Origin of the sequence: Ferranicluibacter rubi (assembly GCF_011603255.1) — a bacterium.
GTDB lineage: Bacteria > Pseudomonadota > Alphaproteobacteria > Rhizobiales > Rhizobiaceae > Ferranicluibacter > Ferranicluibacter rubi.
Genome location: NZ_JAANCM010000025.1, coordinates 18,555 through 34,537, shown reverse-complemented (window position 1 = coordinate 34,537; position 15,983 = coordinate 18,555). Strand labels below are relative to the sequence as shown.

Annotated in this window: 10 protein-coding genes; 1 reads left to right on the top strand and 9 read right to left on the bottom strand. The window is 63.7% G+C overall.

Annotation, left to right across the window (positions count from 1 at the left end):
- Positions 1 to 382 precede the first annotated feature (382 nt).
- Entirely contained in the window at positions 383 to 2,350 is a 1,968-nt protein-coding gene (locus G8E10_RS25325; protein ID WP_167131183.1) for a M23 family metallopeptidase, read from the top strand.
- 47 nt (positions 2,351 to 2,397) lie between these two features.
- Here the strand turns inward: G8E10_RS25325 and G8E10_RS25320 are convergent, their stop codons facing one another.
- From G8E10_RS25320 to ptsP, 9 genes are all read right to left on the bottom strand, one after another.
- Complete coding sequence (locus G8E10_RS25320) at positions 2,398 to 3,474, bottom strand: methylenetetrahydrofolate reductase (RefSeq protein ID WP_167131181.1); 1,077 nt, start codon at positions 3,472 to 3,474, stop codon at positions 2,398 to 2,400.
- A complete protein-coding gene (locus tag G8E10_RS25315; protein WP_167131179.1) occupies positions 3,471 to 4,088 on the bottom strand; it encodes a methylenetetrahydrofolate reductase C-terminal domain-containing protein in 618 nt (205 codons plus the stop codon). The genes G8E10_RS25320 and G8E10_RS25315 overlap by 4 nt, the downstream gene beginning before the upstream one ends.
- A 153-nt stretch (positions 4,089 to 4,241) precedes the next feature.
- On the bottom strand, positions 4,242 to 5,021 hold the full coding sequence (locus tag G8E10_RS25310; RefSeq protein WP_281517809.1) for a formyl transferase: 780 nt from the start codon (positions 5,019 to 5,021) through the stop codon (positions 4,242 to 4,244).
- A gap of 126 nt (positions 5,022 to 5,147) precedes the next feature.
- The gene (gene clpB / locus G8E10_RS25305; protein WP_167131175.1) at positions 5,148 to 7,754 is read right to left on the bottom strand and encodes an ATP-dependent chaperone ClpB; all 2,607 of its coding nucleotides are present in this window, start codon (positions 7,752 to 7,754) and stop codon (positions 5,148 to 5,150) included.
- Between the two features lie 168 nt (positions 7,755 to 7,922).
- The gene (locus G8E10_RS26205) at positions 7,923 to 9,455 is read right to left on the bottom strand and encodes an NUDIX hydrolase (RefSeq protein ID WP_281517808.1); all 1,533 of its coding nucleotides are present in this window, start codon (positions 9,453 to 9,455) and stop codon (positions 7,923 to 7,925) included.
- A gap of 604 nt (positions 9,456 to 10,059) precedes the next feature.
- Positions 10,060 to 11,034, bottom strand: a complete 975-nt coding sequence (locus G8E10_RS25290) for a DUF4167 domain-containing protein (protein ID WP_167131173.1) — start codon at positions 11,032 to 11,034, stop codon at positions 10,060 to 10,062.
- A 401-nt stretch (positions 11,035 to 11,435) separates the two neighbouring features.
- Positions 11,436 to 12,317, bottom strand: a complete 882-nt coding sequence (gene prmC / locus G8E10_RS25285) for a peptide chain release factor N(5)-glutamine methyltransferase (RefSeq protein ID WP_167131171.1) — start codon at positions 12,315 to 12,317, stop codon at positions 11,436 to 11,438.
- A gap of 2 nt (positions 12,318 to 12,319) precedes the next feature.
- A complete protein-coding gene (prfA, locus tag G8E10_RS25280; RefSeq protein WP_110800660.1) occupies positions 12,320 to 13,402 on the bottom strand; it encodes a peptide chain release factor 1 in 1,083 nt (360 codons plus the stop codon).
- Positions 13,403 to 13,661: 259 nt separating this feature from the next.
- Complete coding sequence (gene ptsP / locus G8E10_RS25275; RefSeq protein WP_110730126.1) at positions 13,662 to 15,926, bottom strand: phosphoenolpyruvate--protein phosphotransferase; 2,265 nt, start codon at positions 15,924 to 15,926, stop codon at positions 13,662 to 13,664.
- Between the last annotated feature and the right edge of the window lie 57 nt (positions 15,927 to 15,983).

Below are 15,983 nucleotides of genomic sequence, written 5' to 3'. Positions count from 1 at the left end.
TTCTGCCTAAGACCGCCAAGTCGCTACAAAGTCAAGAAACTTCAGAGCGAGTTCGTTGGTCGCCAGCAGCGCCGCCGCCCTCGTTGGTGTGCGGTTTATAGATCTCTGAACCGCAGTTCGTCAACAGGGTTTTTGAAAAAAATGACAGTTTTCTGACAAAGCCTTGCGCCATAGGGGCTGGAGCCCCCTCCCCTTCTCGCGTCATGAAGGAAACCTGCCGCAGGGCACCCGCCGCCCTCAGTTTTACACAATCGCAGTGTCTCAGGGAGCACCGCGCACTGTGTCGGATTTGACTCGACAGCGCGAAAGATGCACATCTTCGCACAATATACGCAGCCTATAAGAAGAACCGGCGCGTTCAACAGGGACCCGATCAGCTGGCATGATCACGGACAAATCCATGATACGGTCGCTGGGCAACGAACCGCCCATATTGGCCGATGGCCGCCGGGCGCCCGATCGCCGCGAGATTTCGCTCCGCTGGCTCTCCGGCACATTCCTTACCGGCATCACATCCAGTCTCCTTATGGGCGTTGCGCTCTTTGCCGCACTCGATGGTCGCCAGCAGCTTGCGATCCCCGCGGAAGCCTATGCCGCAGTGGACCCTGCCTTGCGCGGCGGCCAGCCGGCAGCGACCGCCAAGCGCGGCGGTCGCATCGTCTCTCCCGTGATCGTCGCCAAGCCATCCGACCGGACGATCCTCGAAGTCTCCACGATGATACACGATGGCGAAAAGGAAGTGGTTCGTCGCCAGCCGTTCGCGCATGTGAAGATGACACTGGCGGCCAACCACCAGGCATCGGAATCCTACCCGTCCTTCGATCCTCTCGCGATCTTCTCCAATGACGACGCCGCCTCTGCCCCTCCCCCGGTGCGCACCGGCACCATCTACGGCTCCGATGTCGAATCCGAAGTCGCGCTGAAGACGGTCGATTTTCCCCTCAAGGGCTCGACGCTGAAATTCGGGCCCTCGATGTCGCTCGACGAGGTGGAAGAGAACGTCCGCTCCAACGGCGCGGCCCTGACGGAAGGCAATACGCAGCTCGCCTCGCTCTTCTATGTCGATCCGCGACGCTTTGCCTCCGACGCCTCCGAGCTCGACCTGATCCAGGGCATCACGGCGCGGGTGGTCGAGGAGAATATGACGGTCACGCCGTTCGAAACGATCAACGACAGCAGCGCGGAATTTGCAGACGACGTCATTCCGGTCCGGCGTGACACGGAAATGGCGACCGTTCTGAGTGGCGCCGGCTATTCCAAGGCACAGGCGGCCGATATCGCGGCCATCTTCAAGACGGCGCTGAATTCGGATATCTTCCGTGAAGGCGATGTCGTGCGTATCGGCATCATCCAGAGGGGCGAGAACGAAGAAGCGCGGGTGATGCGGGCGAGCGTCTACGCCAAGGGTGGTGCGCATGTGCTGACCATGGCGCTGGACGACCATGGCACATTCGTGCGTGGCGAGGAGCCGCCGCAGCTTTCCGCCGTCTACACCGCCTTCGACGATAACGGCACACCGACCATCTCGGCCGGCCGCGATCTGCCGCGGGTCTATGACGGGGTCTATCGGGCCGCACTTTCCTACGGCATGAACCAGGGCATGGTCGCGCAGCTGATCAAGCTGCTCGCGAGCAATGTCGATTTTCAGGCACAGTTGAAGCCGACCGACAGCCTCGAGGCCTTCTTCTCCGTTGCGGATGAAAGCGGTCGCGCGACGGATACGTCGGAACTGCTCTACGTCAATGCGAAGTTCGGCGACGCGCAGACCCGGTTCTATCGTTTCCAGGACCCGGACGACAATTCCGTCGACTACTACAACGAGATGGGCAAGAGCATTCGTCAGTTCCTGCTGCGCAACCCGGTTCCCAACGGCACGTTCCGCTCGGGCTTCGGCATGCGCCGTCATCCGATCCTCGGCTTTTCACGCATGCATACCGGCGTGGACTGGGCCGCACCGCGCGGCACGCCGATCATCGCGGCGGGCAATGGCGTCGTGGAGAAGGCCGGCTGGGATAGCGGCGGGTATGGCAACCAGACGCTCATTCGTCATGCGAACGGTTACGTCTCGTCCTACAATCACCAGAGCGCGATCGCAAAGAACGTCAAGCCCGGCGCGCGCGTTGCGCAGGGCCAAGTCATCGGCTGGATCGGGACGACGGGCCTGTCGACGGGCCCGCACCTGCACTACGAATTGATCGTCAACGGCAACCGCGTCGATCCGCTGCGCATCCGGCTTCCCGGCGGCAAGTCGCTGGATGGTGCGGCGCTCGCCCAGTTCGAGGAAGAGCGGCAGCGCATCGACGAGCTGCTGGCCAAGGATAATGGCAGCGAAGTCGCCGCCACGCAGTAACAGCGCGTGGCGATGATGGCGCGCCCGATGCTCCTGCGAAAGCGGGATCAGTGCGGCCGCTTCGCCGCCGTTTCCGCAAGGCTCTCCTGATCCTGCATCTCGCCCCCGCGCGCCGCATCGAGACGTTCGGCAACACCGGCGTCCGCGGGACCCTGTTCGCGGCGCCATGGTCTGCGGCCCTTCAGAACGCCGGATTCATGGACGATCTCGGCCACATATTCCTCCTGCCGATAGGCCATCACGTGAATGCCGGAGACACCTTTGATCTCCTTCACCTCGTTGATGATATCGATGCAGATCTGCTTGCCTTCTTTCTTCTGGTCGGCCGCGCCCTCCAGCCGGGCGATGATGGCATCGGGGATATGGACGCCCGGCACGTTGGAGCGGATCCAGCGCGCGGTGCGGGCGGATGCCATCGGCCCGACGCCGACGAGGATATGGCAGTGCTCGTGCAGACCGAGATCGCGCACTTTTTCCATGTAGGCGCGGAACATCGGCACATCGAAGCAATACTGGCTCTGCACGAACTGGGCACCGGCCTCGATTTTCTTGGCAAGCCGGTACGGACGGAAATCATACGGCGGCGCGAACGGATTGATGGCGGCACCGAGAAAGACGCGCGGCGGCGCGGTCAGCTTGCGCCCGGAGAGAAACTTGGCGTGATCCCGCATGATCCGCACCGTTTCCAAAAGCGACATGCAGTCGAGATCGAACACCGGCTTTGCCCCCGGCTGGTCGCCGGCCTGCACACCGTCACCGGTAAGGCAGAGAATGTTCGCCACGCCCATGGCGGCCGCACCCAGCACATCGCCCTGAATGGCGATCCGGTTTCGGTCGCGGCAGGAGATCTGCATGATCGGAGCGTAACCCATGCGGGTCAGAAGTGCGCAGATGCCGACCGAGGACATATGGCAATTGGCGCCCGACGCATCGACCGCGTTGATGCCGTCCACCCAACCCTCGAACACCGCGGCCCGAGCATAGACCTCTTCCGGATCGGCGCTGTCGGGCGGGTTCAGCTCTGCCGTCACCGCGAACTCGCCGCGCCGAAGCACCTGCTCCAGCCGCCCGCGCGAGGAATGGCCGGGCAAGAGATCGCCAGAAGCGTTTGGGAAACCACTCATGTCGGGCGTCCCGAGGTTGTCGTCTGATTATCCCGCGCCTGTGCCTCGGCTGCCGTCACCCGTAGCCAGGACGACGTTTCGCGCAACGACTGGTTCACCGGCGGCTGTACGGCCAGGATCGCATCGCCGTTCGCCATCTGGCGTGAACCTTCCCAGGCTTTGACCCAGACGCAGGGCATGTCGGGCTCCACTTCGCAGTTTCCATTGGCACGCACGCCGCCGCAGGGTCCGTTGCGCAATTGCTTGGGGCAGTTCATCGGGCAGGACATGCCGGTGGACGACAGGATGCATTGGCCGCACATGCGACAGTCGAAGAGCAGGCCCTTCACCCCGCGCTCGACCACAGTCACCGGTGCCTCGGCTCTGGCGTAGCCGATCGCCCGCCAGAGCGGATGCAATGCCAGAAATACCGACGCGAACCGGTGATAGACCCATTCCAGCAGCCGGGAATGGCGCACCGACCAGAGGCGGATCGCAAAGCTGCGCTGCCCGCGCCGGTTGGGCGAGACGCTGGCGGGCGTATAGGCGCCGGTTGCCGCCTTGCGGCCGGCCTGCGCATTGCCCTTGTCGGGCCTGGGCGCAGGAGCGAGATCGGAGGGCGAAGGTTTCGTCATATGTATCCGCCTTGTATCGGTCCCGTCGGCCCATTGCCGTGCGCATTGGCGTGGCCGTCATCCGGCAAATGCTTGCGCGTCTTTTCGACCCGCCGCGCATCTTTGCACGACACGACACGCCGCGACAGTGAAAGCGACGTGCGCCGATACGTCTTACCAGATGCCACGCGACAGCCCGTTCCAGATCCATGTCCAGACGGGCGGGTGATACCATTGCCGGGATGGACCCGCGACGGTCATCGGCCGAAGCGTCCCGGCCAGCGCATCCTCGACCGCTCGGATGGCAATTCCGGTCGAAGCGGCCGTCTGCAGCAGCGGATAGGTGTGCATCGTATCGCCTTTACCGGGCGTCATGCGCGTCTGGTAGAGAATATCGCCCGTATCGACGCCCGCATCGACCAGATGCACCGTCGCACCGAAATTCTCCTCGTCGCGGTTCACCCGCGCCCAGTATCCGCCCATCAGGCCGCGATATCGGGGGTTGATGCCGGCGTGAAAATTGATGACGGGGCAGGATATCGCCGATAGCGTTGCGGCAGCCAGCATGCGGCACGAGACGAGGAAGACGACATCGGGTGAAAACTTGGTCAGCCTATCCAGTGCTTCCGGCGTGTTGATCGACGGAATCGGCACCGTTCTGACATCCGCATTCGGCACATCCGAAACGCCATAGGTCTCCAGAATCTCCCGCGCACGGCCTTCGGTAAAGCGCTTGCCGAATTTGGAGGCGACCATCGTCGCGAGCTGACCGAGAGCCACCGGCCATCCGAGCTTGCGCGCGCGCCGCCTAACGAAGACGGACTTCGATTCCGCCGGCTCCAAGAGAACGACAACCTCGGAAAAGCGACGGGCGAGCGCGTTGATCAGGATCTGCGGATTGCGCCCGCCGGCCGTGACCACGACCACAAGCCCGGCTCGCTTCATCTCTGTCATGTTCCCGTCCCTGTTCGTCAGGCCCATTTGTCGCCGATCGGGATTACCGTGGGATTAAGGTCCTCAAACGCAAAAGGCCTCCCCGGTTTCCCGGGAAGGCCAAATATCTCGGATCAGGCAGGTCGATCAGGCAGCAACGCGGTCTTCGCCCGTGCCGAGCAGCTTGAAGTTCAGCCGATCGGACCCTTCCAGCACCTTGATCACGGAGCCATCCGGGATGTCGCCGGACAGGATCTTTTCGGCGAGCGGATCCTGCACATAGCGCTGGATCGTCCGCTTCAGCGGGCGTGCGCCATAGACGGGATCGTAGCCGCGTTCCGCCAGCCAGTGCCGGGCGTCGCCGTCCAGTTCCAGCGTGATCTTGCGATCCGCCAGCAAGGTCTTCAGCCGCTCGAGCTGAATATCGACGATCGCCCCCATCTCGCCGCGCTTCAGACGGTGGAACAGAATGATCTCATCGACGCGGTTGAGGAACTCCGGCCGGAAGGCCGAGCGCACCACACCCATCACCTGCTCGCGCACGCTGTCGGTATCCTCGCCTTCGGCAAGCCCGGTCAGATATTCCGCGCCGAGATTCGATGTCATGATGATCATCGTATTGCGGAAATCCACCGTCCGGCCCTGCCCGTCCGTCAGCCGGCCATCGTCCAGCACCTGCAGCAGCACGTTGAAGACGTCGGGATGGGCCTTCTCGATCTCGTCGAACAGCACGACCTGATAAGGCTTGCGCCGCACGGCTTCCGTCAGCGAACCGCCTTCCTCATAGCCGACATAGCCCGGAGGTGCACCGATCAGCCGGGAAACGGAGTGTTTCTCCATATATTCCGACATATCCATGCGCACGAGTGCCGTGTCGTCATCGAAGAGGAAGCGCGCAAGCGCCTTGGTCAGCTCCGTCTTGCCGACGCCGGTCGGCCCGAGGAAGATGAAGGAGCCGATCGGCCGGTTCGGGTCCTGCAGCCCGGCGCGCGAGCGACGGACGGCGCGGGACACGGCCTGCACCGCATCCCCCTGCCCCACGACCCACTTGGCCAGTTCGTCTTCCATCCGGAGCAGCTTGTCGCGCTCGCCTTCCAGCATCTTGTCGACCGGAATACCGGTCCAGCGGGAAACGATGTGCGCGATATTGTCCGGCGTCACCACTTCCTGCACCATGGATGCGGCCGAACCGTCCTGCGCTTCGGACTCCTGCAGCTCCTTTTCGAGCTTCGGGATCTCGCCATAGGCAAGCTCGCCCGCCCGCTGGAACTCACCCTTGCGCTGGGCAGTGGCCAGTTCGTTGCGCGCTTCGTCGAGCTGTCGCTTCAGATCGGCGGCAAGCCCAAGCTTCGACTTTTCCGACTGCCAGCGCGCGGTCAGCGCATCGGCCTGCTCTTCGAGCCCGGTCAAATCAAGCTCCAGCTTTTCCAGCCGGTCCTTCGAGGCGCGGTCGGTCTCCTTCTTCAGGGCCTCGCGCTCGATCTTCAGCTGCATGATGCGGCGGTCGAGTTCGTCCAGTTCTTCCGGCTTGCTATCCACCTGCATCCGCAGCCGCGATGCAGCCTCGTCCATCAGGTCGATGGCCTTGTCGGGCAGGAAACGGTCGGTGATGTAGCGGTTCGACAGAGTTGCAGCCGCGACAAGCGCCGCGTCCGAAATCCGCACCTTGTGGTGCTGCTCGTACTTCTCCTTCAACCCGCGCAGGATCGAGATCGTGTCCTCGACATCCGGCTCGTTGACCATGACCGGCTGGAACCGGCGGGCAAGCGCCGCATCCTTTTCCACATGCTTGCGGTACTCGTCGAGCGTGGTCGCGCCGACGCAGTGCAGCTCGCCGCGCGCCAGCGCCGGCTTCAAGAGGTTCGAGGCGTCCATCGCCCCATCGGCCTTGCCGGCACCCACCAGCGTGTGCATCTCGTCGATGAACAGGATGATCTCGCCGGCATCCGCCTGCACTTCCGAGAGAATGGCCTTCAGCCGCTCCTCGAACTCGCCGCGGAACTTCGCCCCGGCAATCAGCGCGCCCATGTCGAGCGCCATCAGCCGCTTGTCCTTCAGGCTTTCCGGCACGTCGCCATTGACGATGCGCAAGGCGAGGCCTTCGGCGATGGCCGTCTTGCCCACGCCGGGTTCGCCGATCAGCACCGGATTGTTCTTCGTACGGCGCGAAAGCACCTGGATCGTGCGGCGGATCTCGTCGTCGCGACCGATCACCGGATCGAGCTTGCCGTCACGTGCATCCGCGGTCAGGTCGCGCGCATATTTCTTCAGCGCGTCGAAACCGGCCTCTGCATTGGCGCCGTCGGCGGTGCGGCCCTTGCGGATCTCGTTGATCGCCTGGTTCAGCCGTGCGGCGGTCACCCCAGCTTTGGAAAGCGTCTGCGCAGTCGAAGCCGATGTTTCGACAGTCAGCGCCAGCAACAGGCGCTCGACGGTGACGAAACTGTCGCCCGCCTTTTTGGCGGCCTCTTCGGCCGTCGTGAAAACCTTGGCCAGCGGCTGCGACAGGGCGATGCCGCCATTCCCGCCGGACACCTTCGGCAGCTTGGCAAGGGCTGCGTCATTGGCAAGCTTGGCGTCCTTCGCCCGGCCGCCGGCGCGCTCGATCAGCGAGGCTGCCATGCCTTGATCGTCGTCGAGCAGCACTTTCAGCACATGCTCGGGCGTGAACTGGGGGTGGCCTGCCGAAAGTGCATAGGTCTGCGCCGATTGCAGGAAACCACGCACGCGTTCGGAATATTTCTCGATATCCATCGTCTACCTCCTTGGAACCGGAACGCCCATGCGGCACGCTCCGGCGGTTGGGATCAGGCTCCCGAAATCGGCAAGCCCGGCATCGCGAAGAGAACCCTGCGGATCGCAGCATCTTCCCGCTTCGACATGAGATATGGGAGGCGTTTTTGCCGAATTAAAGAGCAGAAATCATGTCATTTCGCTTTGCGGCGAGATTGTTCCACCCTGATCGGACACTTGCAAAAGGACCGGATCGACGATCCAGCCTTCGAGCGGATCGGCATGCGGCGGAATGCCAAAACCGGCCTCTCTTTGCCCATACGCCCAGCCCGCCTGAACCGCGCAAAGGAGCGCATCCAGCGCATCCCCGCTCGGATCGTCGGCCAGCGATCGCGGTGCCTCGATCCGCAGGCCGGACAGGGAATGATCAGACGCGGGATCGCAAAGGATATCGAACAGATCGAGGCGGGCCGACAGATGCTCCGCCGTCTGCAGACTGCGCGTATCGTTCTTGTAGGATCGCCGCCCGATCAACCGCCGCGCCATCACGCCGGGATAGGCCTCCACCACGACACGGCTCGGGTCGCCTGCCCGCAGAAGCGGCAGATGCACATCGGATTCGAGCAGCCGGTGCGCGCCCTCGTAAAACATCAGACCGACCGGCACCCCATGCAGCTTCTGCGGACTGATCCCGCCTGTGCTTTTATCGATGAACCGCTGGTGCTCCTTGTCGCCGGGCGGGCGCGGTAACCTGTACTGTGTCAGCGTCTCGTAGAACTGCGCACGCGTCAGTCCGGCGACGTGGCCGACATAACCTTCCCACGACAGAGGCCAGCCGATCGTCTCGATGAATCTGCGCGACTGCCCGAAGGGAAAGTCGAGCCCGGCAATCCATGGGCCCGACGATGCGAGAAACCCGGTGAAACCATCGAAATTCGTCCAGCGATGCATCTCTACGAACCGCAACGTCCCCCCATCCAGCCGGCACTCGACGCAGGTGATCGGCTTTTGCCGTGAGGGAGCGGAGGTGAAATCCACACCAAAAACCCTCATCCCATCGCCGCCCCTCTGGGTCTCCCGGTCTCCAAGCCTTGCAGGTTGGGAAAGCGGCGGCATGGGCGATCCATCGGAGCGAGAAGCCGCATCCCGTTCCCCTACCGGCTTCAACACAGGCAGCACGGTCATCGCCTGAAGGATCGCGGCAACGTGCATCGACTGACCAATCAGTCCGGTGCCCAAACCAGCAAGCACCGTTTCGATCGGCAGGAGCTCGACCGTCAGCCCATTCTCTTCCGGATCGAGCTGTTGCTCGCTCACGCGGACGACGTCGCGAGCGAGAAACGCATGCACGCGGTTCGTTTGCATCGAGGGATTGGGATAGAGCGAACTCAACCATTCCATCTGCTCGCAGCGATAGCCGGTCTCCTCCAAAAGCTCCCGCCGCGCCGCGGCCTCTGGATCGACATCGCTCGCCTCCATGCTGCCGGCTGGCGCTTCCAACAAAACCTTGCCCGCAGCATGCCGATACTGGCGGACCAGCACCATCTGCCTGTCGGGTGTGACCGCGACGACGACGACCCAGTCGGGATAGGTCAGCACATAATAAGGATCGACGCGCAACCCGGACGGGGTCTCGCAGGCATCCGCACGGACATCGATATGCCGATCGCGGATCAAAGACCGCGAATGCAGGATCTTCCAGGTCTCGTCATTCCCAGCCATGGCCGGTCCCCTCCCCTCACGATGAAGCGTGACCATATCCCCATTCGCGTCGCTGTGACGACGTTTCACACAGCTTGCATCCTATTTGTAAGAATTGACAAACGTTTCGGAATACCCAAGGTCGAAGAGAGCCTGACCCAATGCAACCCGACGGTCCCGGAACCCTTATCCATGCTACCCGCGCACCTGCCAGCCTCGTTTCGGACCATGCTTTCGGCCTTTGCCTCGGCCCTCGTGCTTTTCAGCCTCGTCGCGGGCCACGCATTCGCGGCCGGAAACACGCCGTGCAGTGGCAGGAAAGGCGGCGTCGATCACTGTCAGGGAGAGCGCTTCATCTGCCGCGACGGCTCGATCAGCGCCAGCAAGAAATCCTGCTCGGCAACCCATCAACCGCTCGGGCTCCTCGGGACATCATCCCGGTCAGCACCGGCAACAAGCACGACGACCTGCGACTGCCGCAGCGGCATGTTCTGCACCGGCCCCCGCGGCGGCCGGTTCTGCCTCTCCGACAGCGGCAAAAAGAGCTACTTGCGGAAATAGAAACGCCCACGAAAAAGGGCGCCGTTGCCGCCGCCCCTTCCAGTCATGTTGGTCTTGCGACCGATTATTCGGAGTCGGCCAAAGCCGGCGCTTCCGGCTGTTCGCCGGCGGCACCCTCTTCCGCGGCACCTTCGGTGCGGCGCGGGCGACGGGGGCGCGGGGCAGCCCGACGGCGCGGCGCGCGGCCTGCGGCCTCCTCTTCGATGGCGACTTCGGCGGGCGTGCCTTCGATGTCCGGCTGCGGACCGGTGCCGTCGATGACGGTTTCCGGCGTTGCGGCAACGGGGTGCTCGACAGCGACAGGACGCTCGGCCCGGGGCTGACGCTCGGCACGAGGTGCACGTTCGGCACGCTCCGGACGTTCAGCGCGTTCGGGCCGTTCAGCACGCTCAGGCCGTTCAGTACGCTCGGCGCGCTGCTCCGTCCGCTCGGGCCGTTCCGTCTGCTCGCTGCGGTCCGCGCGTTCCGTTCGCTCGGGGCGATCCGCCTGAACCGGACGCTCGTTGCGCTCGGCGCGTTCCTGACGGTCCGGCCGTTCGTTGCGCTCCGTCCGCTGCTGCGGCTGTGGCTGCTGCTGGCGGGGCTGTTCGCGGCGGGGTGTCGGCTGCTGCATCATGGCGGGCTGGTCGTCGTAGCCCTGGTCCTGATCGTCGTCCATCATGCCGTCACGGTCGTTACCGTCCATGTCGTTGCCCTCATAAGACGGGCGATCGTCACGCTGGAAACGTTCCTGCATCTGCGCCTGTGCGGCTGCGATGATGCGGTTGTAGTGCTCGGCATGCTGAAGATAGTTTTCGGCGATGACCCGGTCGCCGGAGCTCTGCGCATCCCGCGCGAGCGTCGTGTACTTCTCGGCGATATGCTGCGCGGTGCCGCGGATCTTCACGTCGGGGCCGGAGCTGTCATAGGTCCGGGTGAGCGGGTTCTGCCCCTTCCGGTTATGATTGTTGTTACCGCCGCCGCCGCCGCCATTGTTATTGTTGTTATTATTATTGTTGTTACGCCCACGGCCGCGCTTGTTCTGCTGTCCTGGCCTCATCCTATCGTCACCCGAAATCTCTTGATCATGATGGTTCATATGGCGTCCGGCCTCATGGCTCCGGCCATCGTGGTAAACACCTCCTCGCAGCTCCCGACATAAGGGGAGTCGGAACGAGAAGGCACGCCGCGACCCAGCAGCCTGAAAAGGCATCTCGCTGGTTGGCGTCAAATTAACAGGTACCCGCACTAGGCACTGTCGACCCAAGCTCTTGTGTCAAAAGAGCATTCCCTGCGGAGAGGTCTGACCGGAACGAATCCTGACATCTTTGACCGTCTGCTCAGTGCGTGGCGGCAACCTATCCGGCTTCCCCGCCAATTCCAAGCCTTTTCTTTGCGTCTGCGAAAAGAACATCGCATTGCCAAGGCAGTAAACGGCCTGTTTTCAACAGGCTGGAAGGCCTACAGCGTATGGCTTGCCAGCATAGCACGGCGAAAGACAAGCACGCGGTCGTTTCCACCGAGATCGCGCAGGAAAGCCGTTCTCTCGAAACCTTCTGCGTCAAAGATCTGCGTCACGCTGTCCTTCTGGTCGAAGCCGATTTCCAGCCCGACCATGCCCTCATCTTCGAGAAAGGCGGCCGCGTGCGCGGCGATCATACGGTAAGCATCCAGCCCGTCCGTCCCGCCATCGAGCGCGAGCATGGGATCGAAAAGCCGGACCTCCGGGTCCAGCCCGTCGATGATATCCGAGCGGATGTAAGGCGGGTTCGAGACGATGAGATGATAACGCCCGTCGATCGTCCCGAACCAGTCGCTCCGCATGGTCCGGAAACGATCGGAGAGACCGTGAGCCCGCGCATTGGCGGCGGCGGTCGCAAGTGCATCCTCGGAAAGGTCGACGCCGACGCCCATGGCCTCGGAAACCTCGCTCAAAAGTGCCAGGCAGATCGCCCCCGTGCCCGTGCCGAGGTCGAGGATTCGACACTGCCCGACCCGCGCGACCGTTGCCCGCACGTGCGGCAGCATGGCTTCGACAAGCGTTTCCGTGTCCGGCCGTGGCTCCAGCGTTTCCGGCGAGAGCGACAGGGTCAGCCCGTAGAAATCCCGCGCGCCGAGAATGCGGTGCAGCGGCTCGCGGGCCAGCCGCCGCGCGATCCCGGCCCGGATCAAGGCCGCCTTGTCCGCCGCCACGGCCTCCCCGCCGCGGCTCATCAGCCCTGTCGGCGTCAGGCCGAGCAGACCGCCGACGAGAATGCGTGCTTCCTGCGCCGGATCGTCGAAATCCGCCTGCCGGAGCGCCGCGCGCACCTCGGCGAGCAGGCTGTCGATCGTGTCGCTCACGGTCAGCCCTGCTGTTCGCCGAGACGGGCGAGCTGATCAGCCTGATAATCGGCCAAAAGCGCGTCCACCACCTCGTCGATCTCGCCCATCATCATCCGGTCGATCTTGTAGAGCGTCAGGTTGATGCGGTGATCGGTTACTCGCCCTTGCGGAAAATTATAGGTGCGGATGCGCTCGGACCGGTCGCCGGAACCGACCTGGCTCTTGCGGGAGGCTGACCGCTCGCTATCGGCCTTCTGCCGCTCCATGTCGTAGAGGCGCGAGCGCAGAACCTGCATGGCTTTCGCCTTGTTCTGGTGCTGCGATTTTTCCGAACTCGTGACCACGATGCCGGACGGCATATGCGTGATGCGCACCGCGCTGTCCGTGGTGTTGACGTGCTGGCCACCCGCACCCGACGAGCGCATCGTGTCGATCCGGATGTCCTCGGCGCGGATCTCGATGTCGATATCCTCGGCCTCCGGCAGCACGGCGACGGTGGCGGCGGAGGTGTGGATGCGCCCCTGCGTTTCCGTATCCGGCACGCGCTGCACGCGATGCACGCCCGATTCGAACTTCAGCTTGGAGAAAACGCCGCGCCCGGTCACCGTCGCGATGATTTCCTTGAACCCGCCGGCATCGCCATCGCTGGCGCTGAGCACCTCGACCTTCCAGCCCTTGTCAGCGGCGTAACGCTCATACATGCGGAAGAGATCGCCGGCAAAAAGTGCGGCTTCCGAACCGCCGGTTCCCGCGCGGATTTCGAGGATGGCGCTCTTCTCGTCGGCGGCATCCTTCGGCAAAAGCAGGATCTGCATCTCGCTTCCGAGCGTTTCCAGCCGTTCCTCGATCTCCGGCTTTTCCATCTCGGCAAGGTCGCGCATCTCGCGATCGGTCGCCTTGTCGGACAGCAGCGCCTCGATATCGGCAAGCTCCGCGCCGGCCTTCTCGTACTGGCGGATCTTGGCGACGACGGGCTGCAGCTCGGAATATTCCGATGCGAGCTTCACATAGACATCGGCCGCTGGCCCCGCCGACATCCGCGCCTCGATTTCCCCGAACCGCCGCTCCAGCTCCCGCATCTTTTCTATGGGTAGTGTGGCCAATGCTTACTCCAGGCCGCTGCGCGGCAAATGATCGAATGTCAGAAAGGAAAAAACCCTCTCTGCCCTGCCGGGCATCTCCCCCACAAGGGGGAGAAGACTTGGGGCTACCCCTCGCCCAGCTTCAGCCGTTTATACTTGAGGTCCGCTTCCCGTGAAAAGGCGGGAGCACGAGCGGGTGCTCCGAGTCTTCTCCCCCCTTGTGGGGGAGATGCCCGGCAGGGCAGAGAGGGTCTTCCTTAGCCACCCCAAAGCCCCAGCCCTACAACGGAATCTCGTTCTCCGCCGCAAACGCCTTCAACAGTTCCCGCGGCGTGCGCGTTCCCTTCGTATCGTCCAGTAGCGCGTTCAGCTCCGGCGAAAGCCTTGCCAGATCCGTCGCCAGCAGCATCGCCTTGACCGGCCCGACGGCCGTCGGCGACATCGACAGGGAGCGGAAGCCGATAGCGAGCAGCGCCAAGGCCGAGAGCGGCTTCGATGCCATCTCGCCGCAGAGCGTGACGGACGTGGTGTTGCGCTCGCCGGCGCGCACGATATCGCGCAGCATCCGCAGGAACGGCCGGCTGAGCACATCGAAGCGGTCCGACACGCGCGAATTGCCGCGATCCACTGCCATAGTGAACTGGAACAGGTCGTTGGAACCGACCGAGACGAAGTCGACCTCGCTCATTAGCTCGTCCAGCTGATAGAGCAGTGCGGGAACTTCGAGCATGGCGCCGAACTGCAGCTTGCGCGGCAGCTGTTCGCCGACCTTCGATTGCCGCTGGATTTCCTTCTGCAGCAGTTCGCGCACCGCCTTCAGCTCGAAAACCTCCGTTACCATCGGCAACATGATGCGCAGTTCCTGGCCCGCGGACGCCCGCAGCATGGCGCGCAATTGCGTGCGCAAGAGGCCTGGCCGGTCGAGCGACAGGCGGATCGCCCGCCAGCCGAGCGCCGGGTTTTCCTCTTCCGCAGCGCGGAAATAAGGCACCACCTTGTCGCCGCCGATATCAAGCGTGCGGAAGGTCACCGGCTTGCCGGCCGCCTGCTTCAGGACGTTGCGGTAGAAGGCCTCCTGCTCCTCCATGCGCGGCATGGTCGAAGCGATCATGAACTGCAGCTCGGTGCGGAACAGGCCGATGCCCTCGGCACCCGATTCGTCCAGCTGCGGCAGATCCACCATCAGGCCGGCATTCATCTGCAACTTGATGCGGCTGCCATCCCTGGTGATCGGCTCGACGCCGCGCAGCGCCCGGAACTGCTCCTGCCGCCGCGCGCGCAGACGCACCTTCTCTTCATAAGCCCGTTGCAGATCGGCCATCGGCCGCAGATGCACCTTGGCATCGTCCCCGTCGATGATCATCGCATCGCCGTTTTCGGCCAGCGCCACGGCACCCGCCGCCTGGCCGACGACCGGAATGCCCATGGCACGCGCGACGATGACGACGTGGCTCGTCACCGCGCCGTCTTCCAGCACGAGGCCACGAATATTCTCGCGGGGATAGTCGAGCAGCTCGGCCGCCCCCATAGCCCGCGCGACGACCACGGCATCGACCGGGAAATCCTTGTCCGAGACGCGCGCACCATAGCCCGTCAACTGCCGCAGCAGCCGGTTCGCCAGATCGTCGAAATCGTGCATGCGCTCGCGCAGATACGGGTCCGTCAGGCGCATCATCCGCGCCTTGGTCTCGCTCTGCACACGCTCGACGGCCGCCTCCGCCGTCAGACCGTTGCGAATGGCCTCCTCCAGCTTGCGCACCCAGCCGCGGTCATGCGCAAACATCCGGTAGGCCTCGAGCACCGCGCGGTGCTCGCCCTCCATGGACACATCGCGCCGCGACAGCATGTCGTCGATGGAGATGCGCAGCGAGCCCAGGCTTTCACCGAGCCGCGAAAGCTCCTTGTCCGTATCGTCGTTCAGCAGATTGGTGACGACGATGCGCGGTTCGTGGAGCACGACATAGCCAAGGCCCACGCCCTCGTTGAACCCGGAGCCCTCGATGGTGACCGGACGCGACAGATCGAGTTCGAGACCGGGCCGCGTGATCTTCTTGAGTTCGCCGGTCGCGACCATTTCGGCCAGCACCATGGCGGTGGTCTCGAGCGCTTCCACCTCGTCGTCGCGATAGGTGCGGCTTGCCTTGTTCTGCACGACGAGAACGCCGAGCGACCGCCCGGTGCGCAGGATCGGCACGCCGAGGAAGGAGTGATAGACCTCCTCGCCCGTTTCCGGCAGGTAGGTGAAGGCGGGGTGCGACTGGGCGTCGGAGAGATTGAGCGGACGCGCGCTGGCGGCGATCGTGCCGACGAGGCCCTGCCCCATCTGCAACTGGGCTAGGTGCACAGCGTCCTTGTTCAGGCCTTCGGTGGCGTAGAGTTCGAGCACGCCATCGGAGCGCAGCACATAGACCGAGCAGACTTCCGCGACCATGTTCTGCGCGATCTGGCGCACGATCCGGTCAAGCCGCTCCTGCGGCTCCAGCGGCTCCGCCATCAGTTCGCGCAGCCGCTTGAGAAGAACGCGTGGACCGGACAGGTCTCTCATCGCGCAACGTCTCCCCGATCAAAGAGTGGGGGTGCAGGCACCCCGGGCCGGCAGCAC

What these genes read in the sequence shown, in the direction of transcription:
- G8E10_RS25325 (WP_167131183.1), top strand. Translation starts at nt 383, where the DNA reads ATGATCACGGACAAATCCATGATACGGTCGCTGGGCAACGAACCGCCC.
- G8E10_RS25320 (WP_167131181.1), bottom strand. Translation starts at nt 3,474, where the DNA reads ATGAGTGGTTTCCCAAACGCTTCTGGCGATCTCTTGCCCGGCCATTCC.
- G8E10_RS25315 (WP_167131179.1), bottom strand. Translation starts at nt 4,088, where the DNA reads ATGACGAAACCTTCGCCCTCCGATCTCGCTCCTGCGCCCAGGCCCGAC.
- G8E10_RS25310 (WP_281517809.1), bottom strand. Translation starts at nt 5,021, where the DNA reads ATGACAGAGATGAAGCGAGCCGGGCTTGTGGTCGTGGTCACGGCCGGC.
- clpB (WP_167131175.1), bottom strand. Translation starts at nt 7,754, where the DNA reads ATGGATATCGAGAAATATTCCGAACGCGTGCGTGGTTTCCTGCAATCG.
- G8E10_RS26205 (WP_281517808.1), bottom strand. Translation starts at nt 9,455, where the DNA reads ATGGCTGGGAATGACGAGACCTGGAAGATCCTGCATTCGCGGTCTTTG.
- G8E10_RS25290 (WP_167131173.1), bottom strand. Translation starts at nt 11,034, where the DNA reads ATGAGGCCAGGACAGCAGAACAAGCGCGGCCGTGGGCGTAACAACAAT.
- ptsP (WP_110730126.1), bottom strand. Translation starts at nt 15,926, where the DNA reads ATGAGAGACCTGTCCGGTCCACGCGTTCTTCTCAAGCGGCTGCGCGAA.